Below are 22,310 nucleotides of genomic sequence, written 5' to 3'. Positions count from 1 at the left end.
CCTATAGCTTGGCAACATTATCGGCAACGGCGCTTCGCGTTAATTTTATCAGCGGTAACGCGCTCACAAATAAAGCTAACATAAACATAAGCACCGTAAAGCCACCTAACTGTAGCCAATTAACGGTCATGGCCATGGTCCAACCAAAGGCAATTGGCATGACGTAAGTTAATAGTACCCATCCAAGGCTAAGCCCCAATGGTATAGCTAATAACAAGGTGGTTAAAATAATAAGTGCAGCTTGCAGTACTTTTGCTCCCAATAATTGCTGTTGTGTGACACCCAGCGTTTGTAATACCGCCATGGGCTGTAATTGCCCTCGCCCTAAAGTTAAAAAGCTTACCCACATACCAAATAATGCAATCAGCATAATAAATATATTAAGCGCCTGAGTAACATAAAAAGTTTTACCAAATAGCTGTTTTGCAAAGCGTTTAAACTGCTGATTAGCAATGACTTGTTGGCTATCTAATTGGTGCTGTTTTTGAATATATTCGGCTATGGCGTCAACGTCACTATGGGGCTTTAACCAAAGCGATAAACCATACTCGGTGTAATTTAAGCTGCTATTCAATAATGCATTAGTTGTTACAACAACATTTAACCCTTGCTCGCCGTAATCAAAATAGGCAGCACGTACTTGGCACGTTAGTGTATTAATATGCTGTTTTAGGGTTATTACATCACCTACTTTAAGCGAATACTGCAGCAAGGCGGGTTCGTTCACTAAGCAACCCACAACCCCGTTTTTGTTCTTTTCAAATACTGCAGCAGATGTAGGTGCTTTATTGTTTAACAAAGTAAGGTGTTGGTTGTAGCTGGCTGTTGCACCAAATGCCATAACATCAACAGCTATCGTATTTTTAGGTGCTTTAAGCTCACTTTTAGCTGACCAATATACGCCTACTTTTTCGACCTCAGGGAGTTCACGCAACTTAGCCCCTAACGCTTGAATGTTTTGATCGGGCCTTACGTATAAATCAGCGCTTAGGCGTTTTTCAAGGTGTGTATCTAAGGTGTCGCTAAAACTGCCAACCATAATTTGCATACCTACGGCGGCTCCCATCGCCATTAAAATAGCGAGTACAGAGCTTAGTAATGCAGGTAACTGCACTAGGCTGTCGGCTTTTAACCACTGAATAATCGGGTTTTGTGTTGGCCATGGCAGTTTAAAAACGGCTTTAACTACCGGTGGTGTAATTACAAAAAAGAGCAGTAGCACACAAACACACAGCAATAAGGCACTTATTTTGGTATTTGCCGTTAACGCTAAGTAGCTGGCTGCAAAAATAGCTAACGCAAACATTAGCCATTTAATACGCGCACAAAAAGTACTTAATCGAGCCGATTGGCTGGCCAAAAACCCCAACAAAACAACAACATTAAGTGAAAAGCCGCTAGCAATCATGCTGCTATCAAGGCTTACTACAAAGCTTCTGTCTAGCTGGTAGAGCCCTCTCAGAGTCGCCGATACATCCATAACTAAGGTGTTTGCCAGTGCCGCGCCTAGTAACGCACCTAATAACGCAGCAAAAAAACTAAGCACCGTTAATTCAATAACCAGCGCTTTAATTAACGCCGACCGTTGACAACCCAGCACCCACATTTGCTGCTGTAAGTGAGCGCGCGCATTGTACGCAAGTTTAATTGCATTAAAACTTAAAAACGCACCCACCACATAACCTAACAAAGCCAGCGCTTGTAAATTAAAGAAAAAAGCCTCAGAGAGCGCATCAAAAGCCTGCTCTTGCGCAGCTTCAAGGCGTGCTTGATCGCCTAACAATAGGTTTAATTGGGCTACTTGTTTATTATTTAAGCCACTTACTTCAAAGTAACTAATTACCCCATTTGCGCGCAGTAATTTATCAGCAAGGCTAATGTCCACCAGCATGGTCATGCCTAAACCTTGTAATTCGCTTACAGCTAAAGTGCGTGTGGCATCACCCATGTTTATATTAATACGGCTGTTTTTTAAATTTAGCCGCTGTATTAATTTAGGATCGATATAAACAGTATTTAGTAACTGTTCAAACCCAGAATAACGCTTGTTGGTTGTTGATGCTGAGCCGCCGGTATTTTCTGTAAGCCACTGCAATAAATTGACGCCCCTAAGCGCGAGCTTTTGCTGCTCATTGGTTTCAATTACGCCCTCTAAAACCGGTTGAACCTGCGTAAAGCCAGCCGCCCTAATACGCGACCACATACTGTTGGGCAACCTGTTTTCACCTAGCACTGGGCGTACAAAATGCGTCACTGGGTTTGCAATTAGTGCTGTGGTTTGTTGATAGCGCTTACCGGCCTCTAAGTTTAAGCCCTGTATTGCAGTAAGTAGCGCCGCGCCCAAACTAAAGCCAATAAAAAACAGTAATAACAGCCCTACATGGCGGCGATAAAACTGCATATACGTTATTAATATAAGTTTAAGCTCAGCCATTAATTTGGCCATCTTTTAAAAACAATTGCGTAGTAAACTGGTCGGCCAATCGCTGACTATGAGTGACCATAATAAGTATTATTTGCTGCTCTTCGCACAGGCTTTTTAATAGCGTAACTATATCGAGTGAACGAGCGGCATCAAGGTTACCCGTAGGTTCATCAGCCAATAATAACTTAGGCTTATTTAATAGCGCACGGCCTATGCCCACTCGTTGTTGCTCCCCACCAGAGAGTTGCTCAGGCATTGCTGTAAGCTTGCCTTCTAAACCCAGTTTTTTAGCCATCGTATTTACTTCATCGTCGCTAGGCGATAACCCATTAAGCCTTGCTTGAAAGCATATGTTGTCTTTTACATTTAACGGGCTGAGTAATTGGTAATGCTGAAAAATAATACCTATTTTACGCCGATAAAGCGCAAGCTCATTAGCACTCAATTCACTAATTTTTTGCTCATTAACCGTAATAGTTCCAGCATCTGGAGACAGTAAACCGGCTAATAAATTTAATAATGTTGTTTTGCCCGAGCCACTATCACCTAGTAAGGCAATGTGTGCAGCGGGTAAAATAGTTAACGATAAATCATTAATTATTTGTCGTTTCAAGCCACCATCTTGGCGAGTAAAAAATACATTATTTAGCGAAATCATAAAGAAAAGGTTATTCCTGTAATAAAAATATGGCTCGATATATAAACGATACCATAACAGTAATGCGTTCACTTAAGTGGGTTTTCGGTTGATTTTTTACACGCAATAAGCGCGTTTACTTAACTAAACCAGTAACTAAAAACCAAATCACTAAAGAGCGACAAAAAACTTTGTTTTTTTTTGCTTTATTTCTTTTTTAGGTACATATTAATGTTTAATTTTATAAGGATATTAATATGAAACGGATACTTTTAATTATATTACCCACTTTACTCACACTTCTCGGGTGTGGTGGTTCAGGCAGCTCTGAAACTAAGCAAGTCACTCCCCCAGTTAGCACAAATGCACAACCAGTGGCTGTTATTGGCACTGAACAATCAGAATATAAAACCAATACACCCATTACTTTTAGTGCTGCAAATAGTAGCGATCCTGACGGCGATACACTCACATACCAGTGGCAACTCCTTAGCGCAGACGAGCAACAAAACATACCGCTTAATACTAACAACCAACGCACTGTGACGTTTTCGGTAGCACAAGCGCAAAATTACACCTTAAAGCTGATTGTGAACGACGGCAAAATTTCAAGCTCGGTAGTAAGCAAACAAATTACCGTTACCTCAAACGCACAGCTCATTGCAAACGCAGGCAGCACACAAACCGTAAAACAAGGTGATGTAGTTAAATTAACAGCAGCACAAAGCACCGCTACTAATGCGGTAATTAATAGCTACCAATGGCAATTTATCAAAACACCTACATCAAGCGCTGCACAACTTGAAAATAGCACCCGCGTTAACAGCCAATTTGTTGCTGATAAACTAGGCGAATACAGCGTTAAATTAACTATTACTAACTCAATTGGTGATACCGCTAATAGTAACGTACTTATAAAAAGTGAGCAGCTTGCTGTAAATTCTGCGCCAAACGCTGTTATTTCAGTTCAAAACAGTACACTTTCACCCAACCAACTCGTAACATTAAATGGTGAACAAAGTACCGATCCAGATGCAAACGACACGCTAAGTTATCAATGGGCAATAACCTCTAAGCCTGAGAACAGCGACCCAAGCTTATCGAATGCAATTGCCAAAAATGCAGGCTTTGCATCGAATGAATTGGGTGAGTACACAATCTCCCTAAGCGTAACCGATGAAGGTAATCTAAGTGATACCGCGCAAGTAACCTTAAGCGTTACCACCGAAAACAAAGCGCCTATTGCCGTTCTTGCAGAGCAAACTGATATAACCTTAAATACATTAACTACCCTACAATGCCTACAATGTAGCGACCCCGATAGCGACCCTCTAATTTACAACTGGCAACTGCAAGCAAAACCTGAAAGTAGCACTGCGCAATTACAGCAAAGCACATCGGCTACCCCTTCGCTTACTGCTGATGTTGAAGGCGATTACGTTGTTACCCTAGTTGTATCTGACGGTGAACTCAGCTCACCACAAGTAACCTCGGTGCTGCATACAAAGGATAATAAAAAACCAGTTACTCTAGTAAGTTACAAGTCTTCAATTAGTGTTAATGAGCAAGTCACTTTAGATGCCTCAGCCAGTTACGACCCCGAAGGCGCAGTTTTAAGTTACCATTGGGAAATAGTTTCGTCGTCAAATCAAGCTGTATTAAGCAGTACAAGTAGCTCAGCCCCCACGCTTAGCGCGCCAGCAGAAGGGCAAGTTGTTGTTTCACTTAAAACCAATGATGGTGAGCAGTTTTCAGACACACAAACACTCACTATTAATGTTACACAAAACGCCAAGCCCGTTATTATTCATACCGGTGATAAAGCTCGCTACAGCACCGTTGGTAGCACCGTTAACTTTGATGCAAGCCAAAGCTATGATCCAGAGGGCACCGCGCTTAGCTATGAATGGGAGCTCTCTACACCAACAGGTTCATCTGCTAGTTTAAGTAGCACCAACCAAAACATAACCGAATTAACACCCGATCTAACTGGTAACTATATCTTAACTTTCACGGTAACTGATGCTGACAACTACCAAGCCATTACTCAGTTTTCGGTTACAGCTACTAATTCATCGCAAATAACGGGCAACATAAAAGGGCAAATTACCAACGTGCAACGAACCGCAATTAGTAATGCCAAACTCACAATTAACAATGTGCCGTACACCACAAATAGCGCAGGTCAGTTTAACGAAACACTTAACTTAGCTGAAGGTGAAAACATTACTATAACCAGCAACGATCCGCGCCTTGCTAATGCCATCTATAACTCTCCCGCAATTACCCAAAATAACTTTACGATAGACTTAGAACAAAACAGTTTACCCGTATTTCAAAGCGTGGAGGTTACCGTATTTGTATGTCCTGAGTTTACCGGGCCAGATACCATTAACGTAAACTTTAACATGACCGAAACACTGCTAGCCTCTGCACGTTTTGAATATCAATTTAACCAAACTCAGGCACTCGTTTTGCAAAAATCAGGAAGCACCTACCTAGATAGCGAACTGCTTATAGACCTACCAGCAACTGCTAAATTTGAGGTGACGGTAACCGAAAGCAACGTTGAGAACACTTATAATTGGCCTATTACTATTTTTTATTCAGCGTCTGACGATCCAAGATCAGCTATTATAAACATATGTAATATTTAGCCTTGTTGTGTGCGTTTTTAAAACGCACACAACAAATAACAGCATATATCCACATAACTCATTGTATTTTATACGCACCTAAGCCATGCTATTTATCTCAACGTTAATAAGGTAAGCACGTGTTAGAAATAGCTTTAATTTACTTAGCTGCTGCCATTGTTGCAGTTCCCATAGCAAAACGACTTGGACTTGGCTCTGTGCTAGGTTATTTAATTGCAGGCATTTTGATAGGCCCATATGCATTAGGTGTCGTAGGCGACCAAACTGATGTAATGCACTTTGCCGAATTTGGCGTTGTGATGATGTTATTTTTAGTTGGCCTTGAACTGCAACCTTCGCGTTTGTGGACTCTGCGCCACTCAATATTAGGGCTTGGCGGATTACAGGTGGTACTAAGTGCAGCGGCTATTTTTGCCTTTTGTTATTGGTTTTTTGCCATGCATTGGCAAACGGCTTTAGCTATTGGTTTAATGCTCGCGCTGTCTTCAACTGCTATTGTGCTGCAAAGCCTTGAAGAAAAAGGCTGGCTAAAACAAGAAGCTGGGCAAAATGCATTTTCGGTTTTATTATTTCAAGATATTGCGATTATTCCTATTTTAGCGCTACTTCCGCTACTCGCTTTTGCACCACAAGGTAACTCAAAAGACATTAACGACTCCATCATTGCTAGCTGGCCTATTTGGCAGCAAGTAGGGGTTTCTGTTGCTGTTATTGCCGCTATCATTGCTGGCGGTAAATATGTTTCGGCACCATTATTTAGATACATAGCACAAACCCACATGCGTGAAATATTCACTATTTTTGCATTGTTTTTAGTGGTGGCTATTTCGCTGGTGATGCAAAGTATTGGGTTATCGCCCGCACTCGGTACTTTTTTAGCCGGTGTTGTATTGGCCGAAAGTGAATTTAGACACGAGCTAGAAGCCGATATAGAGCCCTTTAAAGGCTTATTACTGGGATTATTTTTTATCACGGTTGGCGCATCAATTAATTTTGAATTGCTATTTAACCAATTCAGTACCGTGATTGCATTAGTGGTGTTATTAATTACCATTAAAGCCTGTATTTTATTTGCCTTGGCAATTGCTTTTAATATTAGCCGTAAACAACAACTTCTATTTACCTTAGCCCTTGCTCAGGGCGGCGAGTTTGCCTTTGTGCTGCTTAGTGTAACAACCACCTTGAGTATTTTAACCCCAGAGCAAACTAATTTAGTTACCCTTGTGGTTGCCGTTTCCATGCTAATAGCACCTTTACTGCTTATGCTGTATGAGCAAATTCAAAAGCGCAACTATAGCACCACAGCACCTGAGTTTGATAAACCAGAACAAATAAGCACAGCCAAACATGTGATCATTGCCGGATACGGTCGTTTTGGACAAATAATGGGGCGTTTATTACATGCGCAAGGCTACGAAATTACCGTACTTGATCACAGCCCAAGCCAAATAGAACTGCTGCGCCGCTTTGGTAATACCGTATTTTATGGTGATGCGGCACGCCAAGAACTGCTTGAAGCCGCAGGCGCGCACACAGCACAAATGTTGGTAGTAGCAATTGATAACCCTGATAAAACTATTGAGATTATTAAGCTCGCGCATAAAAACTACCCACAATTAAAAATAGTAGCGCGTGCCATAGATCGCCGCCATGCATATCAATTACTTAATTTAAAAGTAGATGCGTTTAACCGCGAAACCGTCGACTCAGCCATAAACTTAGCCATAGAATCATTGCAATTGCTTGGTAATAGTAAAGAAGATGCTGAGCGTGCTGGTAAGTTATTTAGAGATCACGACCGTGCTGCCGTATTGCAACTAGCCGAGTTATGGGGTGATGATGCCAGTTATGGTGTGGCTGTGCGCCAACGTATGGAAGATTTAAAGCAAGTATTACAACAAGACAAACAAGCACGACAAGACTTAAATACCTGTGATGCCAACGACTATGAAAATGGCTTAACCGAAAACACGGTTAAGCCAAAAAACGCTAATGATGATGCCCACCTTGAATAGCCTCACCTTGCTGGTTATAAAAACCGGTGGCGCCGTGCTCTATAAAGCCAAGATTAATCATTTTAGCTAAAAATGGATCGCTTTCGTTATCGCCAATATCGGCGTAATCGGTGGTTTGAAAGTTATCCCATTTTGCAAACTGAGCCTTAATTGCAGGTGTATCACTGTTTACATCATTTAAGCTAAGCAAGGTTTGAGTATCACTTTTTTTATTGGTCACACTAAAAGTTTTAACTAATTTTGCTTGCGGGAGAAAAGCCAGCTTAAATTGGTTATCGCCCTCATTAAGCACGTAATTTTTTACCTCATTACAACCCTCACCTTGTGAACTGACTAGGGTCATTTTTGCAATTAAATGGTTATCCACCAGCTGACTTTTAGCACTCCAATTTTGCACTCCACGTACCTCCGATGGTTGGTACTCAATACCGCGTTGTTCGGCATTAAAGTAACGAATAGGACGAAGCTGGTTATTACTTAGCTGCTGCCAAAGCTCGGTTAGTGTTTCACTTTGATGCGCCACCTGCTGATTGTTTCGCCAAAGAGTAAGTGACTGGGTGCTGTGCTGCGATTTGTGCTGATTGGTAATTTTATAGTCGGCTTTTAGTTGCGCAGCATCAATGTCGCACTGCTGGGCGAGCGCACTCGTGCTGGCCAGTGCTGAAAGCATAAATAATAACTTTTTCATTGGGGGTAATCTCTCGGTTAAACATTACTTTATGACTCTAAAATAACGCTTAATAATGGCATTTGTATGACACAAAAAAGCCCGCAACATAATGCGGGCTGTTTGTTTAGCTAGTTGATTTATTGCGCTACTTTTTCATCCGCCGCTTTTACAAAATCTGCGGCAAAGTCCATTACATGGAATAAAAAGCTTTGCTCATTAGTGCCTGTTACTAAATGAGCGCCAGGGCCCATTGCGTATACACCTACATCTTCACCCGCGTGGGTTTCTGAACTAAGAGGTACTAATGACTCTTGGTGAAAACCTGGTGTTGTTGTATCAACATTTGTTAAATCAACACGTCCTGTAACAGGTCCAGCTAAGTAAGAGGCGTCAGCATTAGTTTCATTGCCTAAGTTTCTGTAACCTAAACCATTGGTATAACCTACGGTGGTATAAGGCATATCGTCGGCGGCAAGGCTTGGCTCGGTTTGGCCTACACCAACCACTTTACCCAATATTGGGTTACCACGCTTAGGATAACCTGCAATGGTAAACACATGGCTATGATCGGCTGTGACCACGATTAATGTTTCTTCTGGGTTAGTACTGTCCATCGCCACTTTAACGGCTTTAGCAAATTCAATAGTATCGTTAAGCGCGTTATATGCATTGCCTGCGTGGTGCGCGTGGTCTATTCGTCCCGCTTCTACCGATAAGAAAAAGCCCTTATCGTTGTTATCAAGCACGTTAATTGCTTTTTCGGTCATTTGCGAAAGCGAAGGCTCGCCCGCTACATCGTTTGCGCGGTCGGCTTCGTATTGCATGTGGGATTCGTTAAATAAGCCAAATACCTTTGTTGCATCGTCGCTAATGGCATCAAAACCAGTTTGATCCATTACATAGTTGCCGTTAGGATAAGTTGTTTGCCATTCGGTAACTAAGTTACGGCCATCTGTACGATCCCCTTCAACCGCGCTCATTGCATCACTTGAATTAGCCGCGGCATCTTTTGGTAAAAAGTGACGACGACCGCCCCCCATTACTACGTCTATGCCATCTACATCAATACCTGCAAAACGTGCTTCTAGGTTGGCTTCAAAGTTAACAAGCTGCGATGCAATGTCTTCACAAGCATCTGAACCTGCTGGCATATCTGAGTTATCTTCCCAGTTACGATCAGCCGATTTAGCATACGTTGCCGCTGGCGTTGCATGGGTAATGCGCGCCGTTGAAATAAGGCCGGTTGCTTTACCTGCAATTTCGGCAAGCTCAAGCGAAGACACCAGTTCGTTACCGGCAACGGTTGAACAGTTGCCGCGCTCAATATCTTCGTCTACACCAATGACGCCTACATCGGTTTTAACACCTGACACCATAGCCGTCATTGTGCCTGCAGAGTCGGGGGTTTGTGCATCTACATTATAAGTTTTAACAAAGCCTGAGTAAGGCATGGTTTCAAAGCTAAGTTGATAATCTTCACCCATGCCGCCCTCAAGCTGGCCAGCTAAAATACGTGCAGCCGTAACGGTAGAAATACCCATGCCGTCGCCTACAAATAAAATCACGTTTTTAGCCTTACCCGACTCAGTAACCACCTCGGTATTAGCTTGCTGCGTTGCTGCTAACTTAGTTTGCGCGTCGCTATACCATGCGTTACCTGTAAGGTTAGCTAATTGATCTGTAGTTAACGACGTTGCCGGCGCATTACACACTAGGTTAGATGAGTTAACTTCGTCGCTATCTAGCTGGCCATTTTCGTTAGTATCTACGCCCATTTGCGTTTCTACACCGCCATTAATACATTGCGCTGAGCCCACAGCTATTGCGTTATCTACTGCGATAATGTTGTTATTACTTTTATCGTCATCACTTGAACAACCCGCTAGCGCGACCATTACTGCTAAAGAAAGTACTGTTAATTTTTTCATATTCGCCGCCATTATTGCTGAGTTAATTCAAGTGCTTGGTTAATTAGATGAAATACAACGTTTTGCTCAATTACACCTTGAGCAAGTTGTGCACCAGGGCCTTTAGCATGCAATGAAATATCTTCACCAGCATGCGTTTCAGAGCCTAGTGGTACGGTTGTTTCTTGGTGAAAACCAGGGGTTGTTGTATCAACGCCGTTTAGCTCAACACGCCCAGCGACTGGGCCGCTTAAGTACGCTGCATCGGCATCAGTTTCATCACCTAAGTCTCTAAAACCCAGTCCATTTGCATAACCTACCGTGGTGTATGGCATATCGTCGGCGGCAAGGCTTGGCACTGTTTGACCTACAGCAACTACTTGACCTAAAATTGGGTTACCGCGTTTAGGGTAACCAGCAATAGTAAATACGTGACTGTGATCGGCAGTGACTAAAATAAGGGTTTCTTCTGGGTTGGTATTATCGATTGCCGCTTGCACTGCATTGGCAAATTCAATGGTGTCGTTAAGTGCGTTGTAAGCGTTACCCGCATGATGTGCGTGGTCAATTCGGCCCGACTCAACCGTTAAGAAAAAGCCATTTTCGTTTTTACCCAGTACATCAATCGCTTTAGTCGTCATGTCGGTAAGTGAAGGCTCCCCTGCCACGTCATTACTGCGGTCGGCTTCGTATTGCATGTGCGATTCGTTAAATAAACCAAATACTTGGGTTACATCGTCAGCAATAGCATCAAACCCAGCTTGGTCCATAACGTACGTTGCATTTGGATATTGTGTTTGCCACTCAGTTACAAGATTGCGCTCATCAGTACGATCACCTTCAACAGCGCTCACTGCGTCACTTGAATTAGCCGCAGCATCTTTTGGTAAAAAGTGACGACGACCGCCGCCCATTACAAAATCAAGGCCGTCTACATCAATACCTACAAAGCGCGCTTCTAGATTTTTTTCAAAGTTAACTAGCTGTGAGGCAATATCTTCACAGCCTTCTGAGCCCTCGGGCATATCTGAGATGTCTTCCCAGTTACGATCTGCCGATTTAGCATACGTTGCCGCTGGCGTTGCATGAGTAATACGTGCGGTAGAAATAACACCTGTTGCTAGGCCTTTAATTTCAGCCAGTTCTGTTGCTGTTAAAAGCTCGTTTCCTGCAACTGTTGAGCACACACCGCGTTCAATGTCTTCGTCTACACCAATCACGCCTACATCAGTTTTAACACCTGAGATCATCGCTGTCATTGTGCCTGCAGAATCGGGAGTTTGTGCATCTACGTTGTAGGTTTTAACTTGTGCAGAATATGGAAATTCTTCAAAACTTAAATAGCCTTCTTCACCTGGGTTGCCTGCTCGTTGGCCTTTTAAAATTCGCGCTGCCGTTAGGGTAGAAATACCCATGCCGTCACCAACAAATAAAATCACGTTTTTTGCTTTTGTAACTTGTGCACTTTGTGCTTGGGTGTTTTTAGTAGCTAACGTAGTTTGTGCATTTGTATACCAGTTATTATTTATTTGGCTTTGTGGTAGTACATTTGCATGGCTAGCAGCGCTTAACATAAATGTTAGCCCAACCGCCGCAGCGACTTTTTTAATTTTCATCCTAATTCCTGTTATGTAGTGGTTATTTTAAAAAGTGTGAACTCAAAAACATCAACCGCTGCACTATAGGAAATAGATGTTACTAATAAAGGTAATTTTAATGACAAGAAGGTGACAGCCAAATTTTATATCAATAAAACCTCTTTTGTATTTCCATCGACTGTTTAACCCTTCTCATAATATATGTAACAGTCCTATAAAAGCACATCACAATATAAATATAATAAAGCCGCTTAGTTTATTGATCTCTTGCTTGAGCATAAGCCTGCTATTGCCTACAATAGCGCATAATTAATTCAACGCAGATCACTATTATGACTGATACAAACAAACCAGAATTGCCTAATCAACTGTCTATTAACCCACGTAGCAAATTTTATGTAGAAGAAGTATTTGAACATGAAATCGGTATTACTCTTAACGGTAAAGAGCGTTTTGACGTTGAAGAATACTGCATCAGCGAAGGTTGGATTAAAGTAGCAGCGCCTAAAGCGCTAGACCGTCGCGGTCAGCCATTACTTATGAAAGTAAAAGGCACAGTAGAAGCGTTTTATAAGTAATAGCTTACTTATAAAAAGAACAGCGACACCTTTGGGTAGTCGCTTTTTTTGTGCCTGTTTAAAGCATATTGAACTTTTTTCATACTCAACCTGATGAAGTTTCATTATGAATTGTCAAAAAATATGTTTGAATAACCTTAAATATTTAGACGTTTAGAAGTCCGTTATGAGCAGGTTAACAATATTAGATGGCGGCATGGGCCGTGAACTTAAACGCATGGGCGCGCCGTTTTCACAGCCACTTTGGAGTGCGCAAGCTCTAATAGAAGCACCACAATGCGTAACTCAAGCACATGAAGCTTTTATAAATGCAGGGGCAGAAATTATTACGGTAAATAGCTATGCGTGTGTCCCCTTTCATTTAGGTGAAGCATTATATCAAGCACAAGGTGCAGCACTTGCACAGCAAGCTGCTGTAATTGCAAAAGAAGCGGCTCAAAACGCTAAACAAAACGTGCTAGTAGCGGGTTCATTGCCACCCGCATTTGGATCGTACCGTGCTGATTTTTTCCAAGGTGAACGCGCATTTACTATTTTAGATACCCTATATAAAGCACAAGATGAATATGTAGATATTTGGATTGGCGAAACTATTTCCAGTATTGAAGAAGCTCATGTAATGGCAAGGGTGCTTAAAAATTCAAACAAACCATGTTATTTCGCATTTACCTTAAGTGATGAAGTAAGCGAACAAGCAACATTACGCTCTGGTGAATTAGTATCCGATGCTACCTTAGCATTGCTCGAACATAATATAGCGGGCATATTCTTCAACTGCTCTATTCCCGAGGTCATTGAACAAGCGCTACGCGACACAAGTACTGTGCTAAAACAGCAGAATAAAAATGTTGATTTAGGGGCCTTTGCGAATGGCTTTACACCAATAGCCAGCGACTATAAAGCCAATGAAGGCTCGCAAGGTTACCGCGATTTATCACCCGCTGAGTATGTAGCGTTTGCCAAGCAATGGCACAACCTTGGCGCAACAATTATTGGTGGCTGCTGTGGTATTGGCCCCGAATTCATTGCAGCATTGGTAAAGTGGAAAAGGGATATTAAAGAGTTTTAATATCCCTTATTTAACTACAAAAATATAGAGAAACCTTAAAAGCTGAAATGATTAATTCCCAATACCTAATCGAGCCCTTGTATTGCTAGGCTACTTGGTCAGATCCACCTGCTGAACACGGGCATTTTTCGTCATGCTTTTTAAAACACTGTTGGTAATTAAGCCAATGAGCTAACGCGATAAAAGCAGAGCCAATTAAAGTGAAGGTTTTTTCGGCCACTTCATGGCCTAATAATACTGCAGTTATCAAAAAGACTAGACCAACAACTCCACACGCCATATAACGTATACGTTTGTGCTTTTTACAGCCTAAGCTCAAAGCTAATAAGCTTGTTGGCAGTACGGCAGCAAGAATCCATAAATGAAACTGTTCACCATTTATTTGCAGTACAGCAAGGCTTGGCAACAGCGCTAAAATAACCGGTGTTGCAAAACAATGTACCGTGCACATTAACGAAAGTCCAATGGCAAACTTATCTGCTGTCGTTTGAGTCAGCTTCATTTTTTATCCTTCTTTTTAATTGTGTTAGCGGTACTTTGCTGGCACCCAAAACAAACACCTGAGATTTCTAATTGCGAAGTTGCTGGCGTAAACCCTTTCATTTTCAGTTCCCTAAACAAAGATTTAACCGAATTGTTAAGGTCATTCACCTCACTTGCTTTATTACAAGAGCTACAAATTAAGAACATCGATAGTTGATGCTCTCTATCATCATTAACGTGACTGCACGGTATAAACTTATTTTCTAACTTTAATCTATGTACCAGACCTACCGACTCTAAAAAGCCTAATATCCGATAAACGGACATTGCCAAAATCGGTGTATTTATTTGCTTATTATATTGATCTGTTAACTCATAAGCAGACAAAGGTTTATTTACTTGCAATAGAATTTCAAATACCTGCTGGCGTTTTGGCGTTAATTTTTTTTCAGAGGCTTCACATCTTTTTATCGCAAAGCCAACCATCTCTTTAAATTGCTGTTTATTCATATTACCCACACTAACCAAGTGAGCTGGCGTTTTAACTTTGCCATCCTTGTTGCCAATGCCTCCGTTGTGGTTTTATCTAAAAATGTATTAACTAGAGATAAATAAATGTAACAACTAACTTTTGCTTCACAACAAACAACTCACCCACAAACAACACCTAAACAATGACAATAAATATTTAAAGCACTGAATTTATATAGGTTATGTAGCCAAATTGTATGCCCTGAATGATTTTTAGTTAATTAACTATTGATACAATATAACATTTCAAGCACAATTGATACAATATAACATTCGCAAAGGAATTCAAATGACACGAAAATCTCAATTAGCTGTTTTGATAGCTGCTTTATTACCTGCAAGTGTGCTTGCAAATACCATCGAAGGTGTTGTTTTAAACAACCAAGGTAAAGTGGTGACCAACGCAACTGTAGAAGTTGAAGGCTCAGATATAACAGCAGTAACAGATGCAAGCGGTAAGTTCGTAATAACTGATTTAAAAAGTGGTTCAAAAGAGCTTCATATTACCGCCCCTGGTTATGCCCATCTGCATCGAGATATCACATTTAGTGATGATAAAAGCCAGTCAATTACCTTTAACTTAGAACGCTCACCTATCGAAGTAATTGATATTGAAGCAACGCCTATTCACATGTCGGCAATGGAATCCGCGTCTCCCGTTAGCGTGTTATCTGGCGAACAATTAAGACGTCAGCAAGCAGCAACCCTTGGCGATAGCCTTGAAAAACTCCCAGGGGTTAATACTAACTTTCATGCAAAAGTAGCCAGTACACCGATTATTCGCGGCTTAAGCGGTCCTCGCGTACTCATTACTCAAAACGGCCTCGATGTCAGTGATGTGTCAAGAGTGGGCCCTGATCACTCCGTCGCATCAGAAGCTTCAACTGCAAAACAAATCGAAGTATTACGCGGCCCAGCCACACTATTTTATGGCAGCGGCGCAATTGGTGGTGTTGTTAATGTGGTTGATAACCGTGTGCCAACAGATAGCACTACTCGCGGTGAGTGGAATGTAGAGCACAACTCTGTTGATAATCAAAAAGTAGCCTCGTTTAACGCTACCACAGGAACTGATTCTTTTGCATTTTATGCTGATGCGTTCTGGCGTGAAGCCGATGACTATGAAATACCCGTGGCCGCTGAATTAGCCCATGACGACCATGACCATGAAGAACATAGTGGCGATTACACCGTTGCAAATAGTAATGAAGAGTCTGACGGCTTTACCTTAGGTACTAGCTATCTATTTGATCAAGGTTTTGTAGGTATAGCTGTTGAGCAATTTAATCGTCAATACGGCATTCCAGGCCACACCCATGGTGGCGAAGATGTTAATAGCGCTGAGGAAAGCGTATATGCTGATTTAGAGCAAACTAAGGTGCAATTATTAAGCGAGTATAACCTCGATAATAAATGGCTTAATAAAATAAACCTGCGCGCAGGTTTTACAGATTACAAACATGCTGAAATTGAACATGGCGCAGTGGGTACCACGTTTGAAAATGAAACCAATGAGTTACGCGTAGACTTAATGCATAACCCGTTTGCGCAGTGGAATGGTGGTTTGAGCTTTCATTACAAACACAGTGATGTTGAAGCGCAAGGCTCTGAGGCATTCACACCACCGTCACAAACACAAAGCTTTGCTATAGCACTGATGGAAGAAAAACACTTTGGTGACTTTTTAGTGCAACTAGGTGGCCGAGTTGAACGGGTAACCATCGATGCTGATAACGTGTTACTACCTAACATAGATGCACACGCACACGATGAAACCGGTGTTCATGACGATCATGCTCATGAAGAACATGCCGGCAATACTCGCGTATTTGACGTAGAGCAAGAATTCACTCCTGTCAGTTTATCAACGGGTGTTGTGTGGGATTTCGCACCTAGTTACAACTTAGGCTTGTCGGTATCTCGTTCTGAGCGTGCTCCTTCGGTGTCTGAGCTATTATCATTCGGCCCTCACATTGGAACTGGTACTTATGAAGTAGGCGCACTATTTGATATTCATGAAGACGGCCATTTTGGTTTATCTGAGCAAGCGCTTGACCTAGAAACAGCAAACAATATTGATTTAACGTTTCGTAAAACCCAAGGTGATATTGGTTTCATTCTTAATGCTTTCTACAACCAAGTCGACAATTATTATTACCAAATCGACACAGGCCTATTCGCCGAAAGCGGCCACGACCACGGTGATGAAGAAGGCCATGATCACGCCCACGAACACGACCACTCTTCTGAACTCCCTGTTTATTTATTTAAAACAGATGACGTAATTTTGCATGGCTTTGAAGCCCAATTTGCATGGCAGTTAACCAATGAATTTAAAGTAGATTTATTCTCAGATTACGTTCGTGCACGCCTTAAAGACGGTGGCGATTTACCACGCACACCACCGCTACGTTTTGGTACTGAGTTTAGCTACCAAACAAATAAGCTGAGTGCGCACCTCCACGTAACTCGCTATCAAGAGCAAGACCGCACAGCACCAGAAGAAACAGCTACAAACGGCTACACCATGCTTGATGCCAGCGTTTCATATGACTTATCAGTGCTAAATCAAGATGTGTCTGTGTATCTACGAGGCACTAACTTAACAGACACAGAAGCGCGCGTGCATAGCTCATTTTTAAAGAGTATAGCGCCACGTCCAGGTCGTAGCTTTGCACTAGGTATTCGCGGTTACTTTTAAGCGCTAAAAAATTATAAATAAAGGAAATTAACATGACTAAACTATTCAAATTAAAATTAATTGCACTGGCAATAAGCAGCACATTAATCACCGCTTGTGGTGATGCAGAAACAAACATTGTCGAAAAAGACCCAATAGAAGTACCTGATGACGGCCACGATCATGGCGATGGTGGCGACCACGGTGATGAATACACTATTGATTCATTAGGTAGGCTTGCGATACTTGCTGGCGATAGCAACGAAGCGAACTTTTTCGACTTAGACGACAATGAGCTTCTTGATACATTCACTCTTACTAATGATTCAAACTCGCTATCGTCGTCGCCTGACTTTCGTTATGCCGTGATTGCTAGCCGCGCTCAAGATTACCTCGGCTTTATAGACGGTGGCTTATGGCGCGAAGATCACGGCGCACATCTTCATGATTACGAACAAAGCCCTGAGTTTAGCAGTTATGAGCTAACTAACGGCAGTCGCCCTACTCACTTGGTAAAGCACGATGGTCAGTTAGCGGTATTTTATGATGGTGATGCAGCATCAGGCACAATTGCGTCTGTTGAAGTATTAACAGACAACGACATAACAAACGCAACAGCGACCTTACCTGGTATTAGTTACGACATTAATATGCATGGTGTAGCAGAGCCGCGTGGTGAGCACTTATTAGCGACCATTCGCCGCGATGATGCTCAAAGTACATCAAACGCTAAAATCCTGCCTGACCAAGTGGGTGTTTATCATTTTCATGATGGCGAATACGAACTTGAACAAACGTTAGAGTTAACATGCCCTGATTTGCACGGCGCAGCACAAAACCATGATTACGTAGCGTTCGGCTGTAGTGACGGTGTGCTATTAGCCCACCAGCATGATGACGAATATCACGCTGAAAAAGTAATAAATATTGATGCCGTCGGCGACTTACGCATTGGTAGTATATACGGCCATGAGGGCAGCGAAACCTTTATTGGTGTTGCATCTGGTCACGGCGGCGGCCCTGCTGTGATTGTGAGTATAAATCCTGCGAAAGCTGAAATGGAAGAACTAGAATGGCAACTAGCCGATGGCGCAAGCGCTGTTTCTTACTCTTTTTCTGCCAACGGTGAGCAATTTTTAGTTTTAGACAGCCTTGGTTTTTTAAACGTGCTTGAGGCGCATGCGCACGACGATCACATACACTGGGAGCTAGCAGGTCAAGTTGATATTACACAAGAAGATGTAACAACTATGCCTGAAGGCATGAAGTTTAGTATGACAGTAGCGCAAAATGGTCAGTTTGCTTACGTAGCCGACCCAATAGCCCAACACGTTGTGCAAGTACACCTAGAAGACTTAGAAATTGAAGTCGAACTAGAGCTAACATTCCCACCAGCGGCTATTACTTGGTTAGGTATTGCACAAGAGGAAGAGCACGCTCACGAACACTAGATTTATAGTGTATTGACCAGTTAGAGTTTTGGGCTAAAGCCACAAAATGAAAAAACCCGTAATTAGATTTCTAATCACGGGTTTTTTATATCTTCTCAAATATACGTTTAAAAACGATTCTTCTAATTTAAAAAATAACAAATTATAATTTGCCATAACGTTTGACAAAAAACAATTTGCCAACTAATCTAACAAAATATAATTTGTCAGGAGGTGCGTATGAAAAACATTGTTGGTCAAGCTGCGAGAAGTGCGAACTTTTGGAATAGACCCTATGAACTAGAGGACATATGGGAAGCAATAGACAACGGTAGCCATATTCTCCTTTGCGCCCCTCGCCGTGTAGGTAAAACATCAATAATGTATAAAATAGTTGATGAACCTAAAACAAATTATATCCCCATTTATATTGATACAGAGTCTGCTGATTCCGAGGCAGAATTTTGGTCAAAAGTTTTTAATGCACTAATGGAAGAAGACTTCATTGCCAGCCTGAAAACAAAAACTAAAAACTTCTGGGATAAAATTAAAAGCATAAAAATAGCTTCAATAACGATGGACGGCGTTGAGTTTGGTGATGGCAAAATGCTAGATCACAAACAAGCTTTTCACAGGTTGATTAAAGATTTAGATCATGATCAAAAGCTCATTATTATGATTGATGAGTTTGCTCAAACCATTGAAAACATAATAAAGTACGAAGAACCTAAGAACGCTATTAGCCTACTAAAAGCCCATAGAGAATTACGACAAGATCAAAAGTTTTCACAAAAAGTGACTTTTATCTACGCAGGCTCAATAGGTTTAGAAAGCGTAGTATCCAAAATTGATGCAATTAAACACATTAACGATTTAAACAATATAAAAGTCCCACCTTTAACGACTCCCGAAGCAGAGAAGTTTACTACCGAACTATTTAAAAGTGCGGAGATTAAGATCAATCAAGCAGATATTGACTATTTACTTAATACCATACATTGGCTGATCCCATTTTATATCCAACTCATTACGCAAGAAATTAAAAAAATATATCGAAGAGAGCAAAAACTTGACCAAACTGTTATTGATCAAGCAATTCATAATGCACTAGATAATCGCAATCACTTTGAGAGCTGGCAAAGTAAGCTTAAAACCGCATTGGGTAAAAATGAGTATTTATTTAGTAAAGAAGTACTGAACGCTATTTCGAACCAAAAAGAGACTAACTTTCTCGATATCATGAATATTGCCAGTAAACATAACTTAGACGGCAATGAAGCAAAAGATTGCCTGCACTCATTAATATACGATGGCTATATTAATAACAACGACAACAATAAAACCTATCAATTTAACTCTCCGATCTTAAGAATGTGGTGGAACAAAAATGTCGCAAACTAATTACTCACGCTATAAATACACGCCTGATGAAATTGATGAAACAGAATTTTTAGCTAAGTTTGTTGTACGTAATCATGACTTTGACGACATTTTTGATGACATCAAAAACAGTGATTACACAGTTCCTAGCCAACACTTTATAATTGTCGGTCAGCGAGGTCAGGGCAAAACAACTCTTTTAAGAAAAATAAAACTCGCTGTACAAGCAGAGTCAACGCTAACTGACTTTTTAATCCCGATAAAATTCTCAGAAGAACAATATCAAATTCGTTCACTTAGCCGCCTATGGGAAGAAATTGCTGATTACTTACAATGCACAGCGGAAGATGCCTTTGCAACCATACATGATGATATGGAAAGCCATTTTGACGATGCCGATTACGAACTAAAAAGCTTTTCATACTTAGAAAAATCAGTAAAAGCGAAAAATAAAAAACTATTACTGTTGATAGACAACATTGACGAGCTACTAGGCAAATTAAAAGAAAAAGAGCAACGCAGACTCAGAGAAATACTCCTCACATCGCCAACTCTCAAAATCATTGGTGGTTCAACTAAAATGCTCGAGCAGCATTTTGACTACGGAAAACCGTTTTACGAATTTTTCAAAATTATTAAACTTATAGGCTTAAATAAACAAGAGTGTTTTGATTTTCTTGCCAGTATGGGCGATGAACAACAAAAGAAAAAAATAGCTCTCATCATTAAAAACACCCCCGAGCGCATAGAAACTTTACGCCGTTTAACCGGTGGAGTACCAAGAACAATAGTGATGCTATTTGATATTTTTATAGATGATGGCGGCAATGCTTTTGATGATTTATTAAAAATACTCGATGATGCTACCCCACTATATAAGCACCGCATGGACGACCTACCTGATACTTTACAAGATATAACACACACTATAGCGATGAACTGGGACGGCATTAGCACTAAAGAAATTGCTAAAAAAACTCGCTTACAAAGTAAAACTGTATCGGCTCAGCTTAAGCAACTCGAAACTAAATATGGCATCGTAGAGTCTATTTCCATCGGTAAAAATAAAATTTATAAAATTGAAGAACGGTTTTTTAATATTTGGTATTTAATGCGTTTTGGTCGAAAAAAGGATCGCCAAAAAGTCGAGTGGTTAGTTAACTTTTTAACGTCGTGGTGCAACCCAGCAGATCTTGAGCGTAGAGCCAAAGGCTTTATAAGTGCTATTCGCGGCGGTAAAATTCATGAGTCTTACGTTTATCACATGTGTGAAGCGCTCAGCTATGCTGGTTTAGATATAAACACTGAGCATGAAATGAAAGAAAGCACTAAAGCCTACTTAACTGTAAAAAATTCTAGCTTCGTTAATGACCTTTCAACCTCAGATAAAGAAATCATAAAAGAGGCATGGCAGCTAACGGATGAAAATAAGATCGATGAGGCGATTAAGCTACTTATAAAATCGCAAAAAAATAGCGCAAACGTTTTAGGAACTATTGGTCATCTATATTACGAAAAGAAATTGTATCCCGAAGCAAAAAAGTATTACTTACAGGCAATAGAAAAGGGCAACTCTTATGCACTGGTTAACCTAGGCTTTTTATATCAGAAACAACAGCAATTTGATAAAGCGGAAGAGTATTACCTACAAGCATTTGAAATAAATGAAAAAAGTGCTCTTTTACACTTGGGCTTTTTATATCAAGAACAACAACAATTTGATAAAGCAAAAAATCACTTTACACAAGCTATTGATGCCGGTGTGGAAGATTCCTTGATTCCATTAGCCTTGCTTTATTTTCAGCTAGGTAATGAGCAAAAAAAAGCACTTGAGCTGGCTAAAGCAGCTTATAAAGATCAGCCAAGTTCATATATAACATGTATTTATTCAGTGGTTTTATTATGGGCTGAAAAACTACCACAAAGTTATAACTTATTTATACAACACCTCAACAGCAATGATAAAACCGATGATATAAAATTTTACGATAACGCGATGGCTATCTACCTCACCTTGCTTATGGCCAAAAAGCAGTTTTATAAAACAAAAGAGCTATTAGAACTGCCTGAACACGCCTTAAAAGACAAGTTTAAACCAATTTGGTATGCCTTAATGACATTGATGCAAGATGACTTCCCCCATGAGCTGACTAAAATGGGTGGTGAGTTACAAGAAAGTGTTGATGAGGCTTTACAGCAAGTGGCTGAATTTGAGAAAAAATACGCTATTAGTTGAGCATTACTCTAATT

15 protein-coding genes are annotated in these 22,310 nt (G+C 41.0%); 8 read left to right on the top strand and 7 right to left on the bottom strand.

Annotated elements, in window-relative coordinates; translation table 11 throughout:
• Position 1: 1 nt before the first annotated feature.
• Positions 2 to 2,434: an FtsX-like permease family protein gene (locus QL989_RS00135; protein WP_290167272.1), complete on the bottom strand. Its 2,433-nt coding sequence runs from the start codon at positions 2,432 to 2,434 to the stop codon at positions 2 to 4.
• Positions 2,427 to 3,083, bottom strand: coding sequence for an ABC transporter ATP-binding protein (locus QL989_RS00130; protein ID WP_290167270.1), 657 nt, complete (start codon positions 3,081 to 3,083; stop codon positions 2,427 to 2,429). The genes QL989_RS00135 and QL989_RS00130 overlap by 8 nt, the downstream gene beginning before the upstream one ends.
• Positions 3,084 to 3,319: 236 nt before the next feature.
• Between QL989_RS00130 and QL989_RS00125 the strand changes: the two genes are divergently transcribed.
• Both QL989_RS00125 and QL989_RS00120 read left to right on the top strand, forming a co-directional pair.
• Entirely contained in the window at positions 3,320 to 5,719 is a 2,400-nt protein-coding gene (locus tag QL989_RS00125) for a PKD domain-containing protein (protein WP_178956785.1), read from the top strand.
• 119 nt (positions 5,720 to 5,838) lie between these two features.
• Positions 5,839 to 7,734, top strand: a complete 1,896-nt coding sequence (locus tag QL989_RS00120; RefSeq protein ID WP_138608607.1) for a monovalent cation:proton antiporter-2 (CPA2) family protein — start codon at positions 5,839 to 5,841, stop codon at positions 7,732 to 7,734.
• Here QL989_RS00120 and QL989_RS00115 read toward each other — a convergent pair.
• The 3 genes from QL989_RS00115 to QL989_RS00105 form a co-directional block, all read right to left on the bottom strand.
• Positions 7,709 to 8,422: a hypothetical protein gene (locus QL989_RS00115; RefSeq protein ID WP_290167264.1), complete on the bottom strand. Its 714-nt coding sequence runs from the start codon at positions 8,420 to 8,422 to the stop codon at positions 7,709 to 7,711. The two genes, QL989_RS00120 and QL989_RS00115, sit on opposite strands and share 26 nt — an antisense overlap.
• A gap of 119 nt (positions 8,423 to 8,541) precedes the next feature.
• Positions 8,542 to 10,332 carry an alkaline phosphatase gene (locus QL989_RS00110; protein WP_290167262.1) on the bottom strand — a complete coding sequence of 597 codons (1,791 nt, stop codon included), beginning with the start codon at positions 10,330 to 10,332 and terminating at the stop codon, positions 8,542 to 8,544.
• An 11-nt stretch (positions 10,333 to 10,343) separates the two neighbouring features.
• On the bottom strand, positions 10,344 to 11,927 hold the full coding sequence (locus tag QL989_RS00105) for an alkaline phosphatase (protein WP_138608663.1): 1,584 nt from the start codon (positions 11,925 to 11,927) through the stop codon (positions 10,344 to 10,346).
• 314 nt (positions 11,928 to 12,241) lie between these two features.
• Between QL989_RS00105 and QL989_RS00100 the strand changes: the two genes are divergently transcribed.
• Both QL989_RS00100 and QL989_RS00095 read left to right on the top strand, forming a co-directional pair.
• Complete coding sequence (locus tag QL989_RS00100) at positions 12,242 to 12,487, top strand: DUF3297 family protein (RefSeq protein WP_008112798.1); 246 nt, start codon at positions 12,242 to 12,244, stop codon at positions 12,485 to 12,487.
• A gap of 166 nt (positions 12,488 to 12,653) precedes the next feature.
• Entirely contained in the window at positions 12,654 to 13,556 is a 903-nt protein-coding gene (locus tag QL989_RS00095; protein ID WP_138608602.1) for a homocysteine S-methyltransferase family protein, read from the top strand.
• Positions 13,557 to 13,641: 85 nt separating this feature from the next.
• Here the strand turns inward: QL989_RS00095 and QL989_RS00090 are convergent, their stop codons facing one another.
• Both QL989_RS00090 and QL989_RS00085 read right to left on the bottom strand, forming a co-directional pair.
• Positions 13,642 to 14,058, bottom strand: a complete 417-nt coding sequence (locus tag QL989_RS00090; RefSeq protein ID WP_290167255.1) for a MerC domain-containing protein — start codon at positions 14,056 to 14,058, stop codon at positions 13,642 to 13,644.
• On the bottom strand, positions 14,055 to 14,549 hold the full coding sequence (locus tag QL989_RS00085; RefSeq protein WP_290167253.1) for a transcriptional repressor: 495 nt from the start codon (positions 14,547 to 14,549) through the stop codon (positions 14,055 to 14,057). The genes QL989_RS00090 and QL989_RS00085 overlap by 4 nt, the downstream gene beginning before the upstream one ends.
• A gap of 310 nt (positions 14,550 to 14,859) precedes the next feature.
• On the opposite strand from QL989_RS00085, the gene QL989_RS00080 reads away from it, so the two are divergent.
• The 4 genes from QL989_RS00080 to QL989_RS00065 all read left to right on the top strand — a co-directional run bounded on the left by QL989_RS00080 (position 14,860) and on the right by QL989_RS00065 (position 22,296).
• Positions 14,860 to 17,271, top strand: coding sequence for a TonB-dependent receptor (locus QL989_RS00080; protein ID WP_290167252.1), 2,412 nt, complete (start codon positions 14,860 to 14,862; stop codon positions 17,269 to 17,271).
• A gap of 32 nt (positions 17,272 to 17,303) precedes the next feature.
• Positions 17,304 to 18,701, top strand: a complete 1,398-nt coding sequence (locus QL989_RS00075) for a 5-methyltetrahydrofolate--homocysteine methyltransferase (RefSeq protein ID WP_290167250.1) — start codon at positions 17,304 to 17,306, stop codon at positions 18,699 to 18,701.
• A 219-nt stretch (positions 18,702 to 18,920) separates the two neighbouring features.
• On the top strand, positions 18,921 to 20,081 hold the full coding sequence (locus QL989_RS00070; RefSeq protein ID WP_290167248.1) for an AAA-like domain-containing protein: 1,161 nt from the start codon (positions 18,921 to 18,923) through the stop codon (positions 20,079 to 20,081).
• On the top strand, positions 20,068 to 22,296 hold the full coding sequence (locus QL989_RS00065) for a tetratricopeptide repeat protein (protein ID WP_290167246.1): 2,229 nt from the start codon (positions 20,068 to 20,070) through the stop codon (positions 22,294 to 22,296). Before QL989_RS00070 ends, QL989_RS00065 begins: the two co-directional genes overlap by 14 nt.
• The last annotated feature ends 14 nt before the right edge of the window (positions 22,297 to 22,310 follow it).

It is taken from the genome of Pseudoalteromonas sp. APC 3224 (assembly GCF_030407535.1).
Lineage (GTDB): Bacteria > Pseudomonadota > Gammaproteobacteria > Enterobacterales > Alteromonadaceae > Pseudoalteromonas.
This window is presented reverse-complemented; position numbering and strand designations above follow the sequence as displayed.

What these genes read in the sequence shown, in the direction of transcription:
- QL989_RS00135 (WP_290167272.1), bottom strand. Translation starts at nt 2,434, where the DNA reads ATGGCTGAGCTTAAACTTATATTAATAACGTATATGCAGTTTTATCGC.
- QL989_RS00130 (WP_290167270.1), bottom strand. Translation starts at nt 3,083, where the DNA reads ATGATTTCGCTAAATAATGTATTTTTTACTCGCCAAGATGGTGGCTTG.
- QL989_RS00125 (WP_178956785.1), top strand. Translation starts at nt 3,320, where the DNA reads ATGAAACGGATACTTTTAATTATATTACCCACTTTACTCACACTTCTC.
- QL989_RS00115 (WP_290167264.1), bottom strand. Translation starts at nt 8,422, where the DNA reads ATGAAAAAGTTATTATTTATGCTTTCAGCACTGGCCAGCACGAGTGCG.
- QL989_RS00110 (WP_290167262.1), bottom strand. Translation starts at nt 10,332, where the DNA reads ATGAAAAAATTAACAGTACTTTCTTTAGCAGTAATGGTCGCGCTAGCG.
- QL989_RS00105 (WP_138608663.1), bottom strand. Translation starts at nt 11,927, where the DNA reads ATGAAAATTAAAAAAGTCGCTGCGGCGGTTGGGCTAACATTTATGTTA.
- QL989_RS00100 (WP_008112798.1), top strand. Translation starts at nt 12,242, where the DNA reads ATGACTGATACAAACAAACCAGAATTGCCTAATCAACTGTCTATTAAC.
- QL989_RS00095 (WP_138608602.1), top strand. Translation starts at nt 12,654, where the DNA reads ATGAGCAGGTTAACAATATTAGATGGCGGCATGGGCCGTGAACTTAAA.
- QL989_RS00090 (WP_290167255.1), bottom strand. Translation starts at nt 14,058, where the DNA reads ATGAAGCTGACTCAAACGACAGCAGATAAGTTTGCCATTGGACTTTCG.
- QL989_RS00085 (WP_290167253.1), bottom strand. Translation starts at nt 14,549, where the DNA reads ATGAATAAACAGCAATTTAAAGAGATGGTTGGCTTTGCGATAAAAAGA.
- QL989_RS00080 (WP_290167252.1), top strand. Translation starts at nt 14,860, where the DNA reads ATGACACGAAAATCTCAATTAGCTGTTTTGATAGCTGCTTTATTACCT.
- QL989_RS00075 (WP_290167250.1), top strand. Translation starts at nt 17,304, where the DNA reads ATGACTAAACTATTCAAATTAAAATTAATTGCACTGGCAATAAGCAGC.
- QL989_RS00070 (WP_290167248.1), top strand. Translation starts at nt 18,921, where the DNA reads ATGAAAAACATTGTTGGTCAAGCTGCGAGAAGTGCGAACTTTTGGAAT.
- QL989_RS00065 (WP_290167246.1), top strand. Translation starts at nt 20,068, where the DNA reads ATGTCGCAAACTAATTACTCACGCTATAAATACACGCCTGATGAAATT.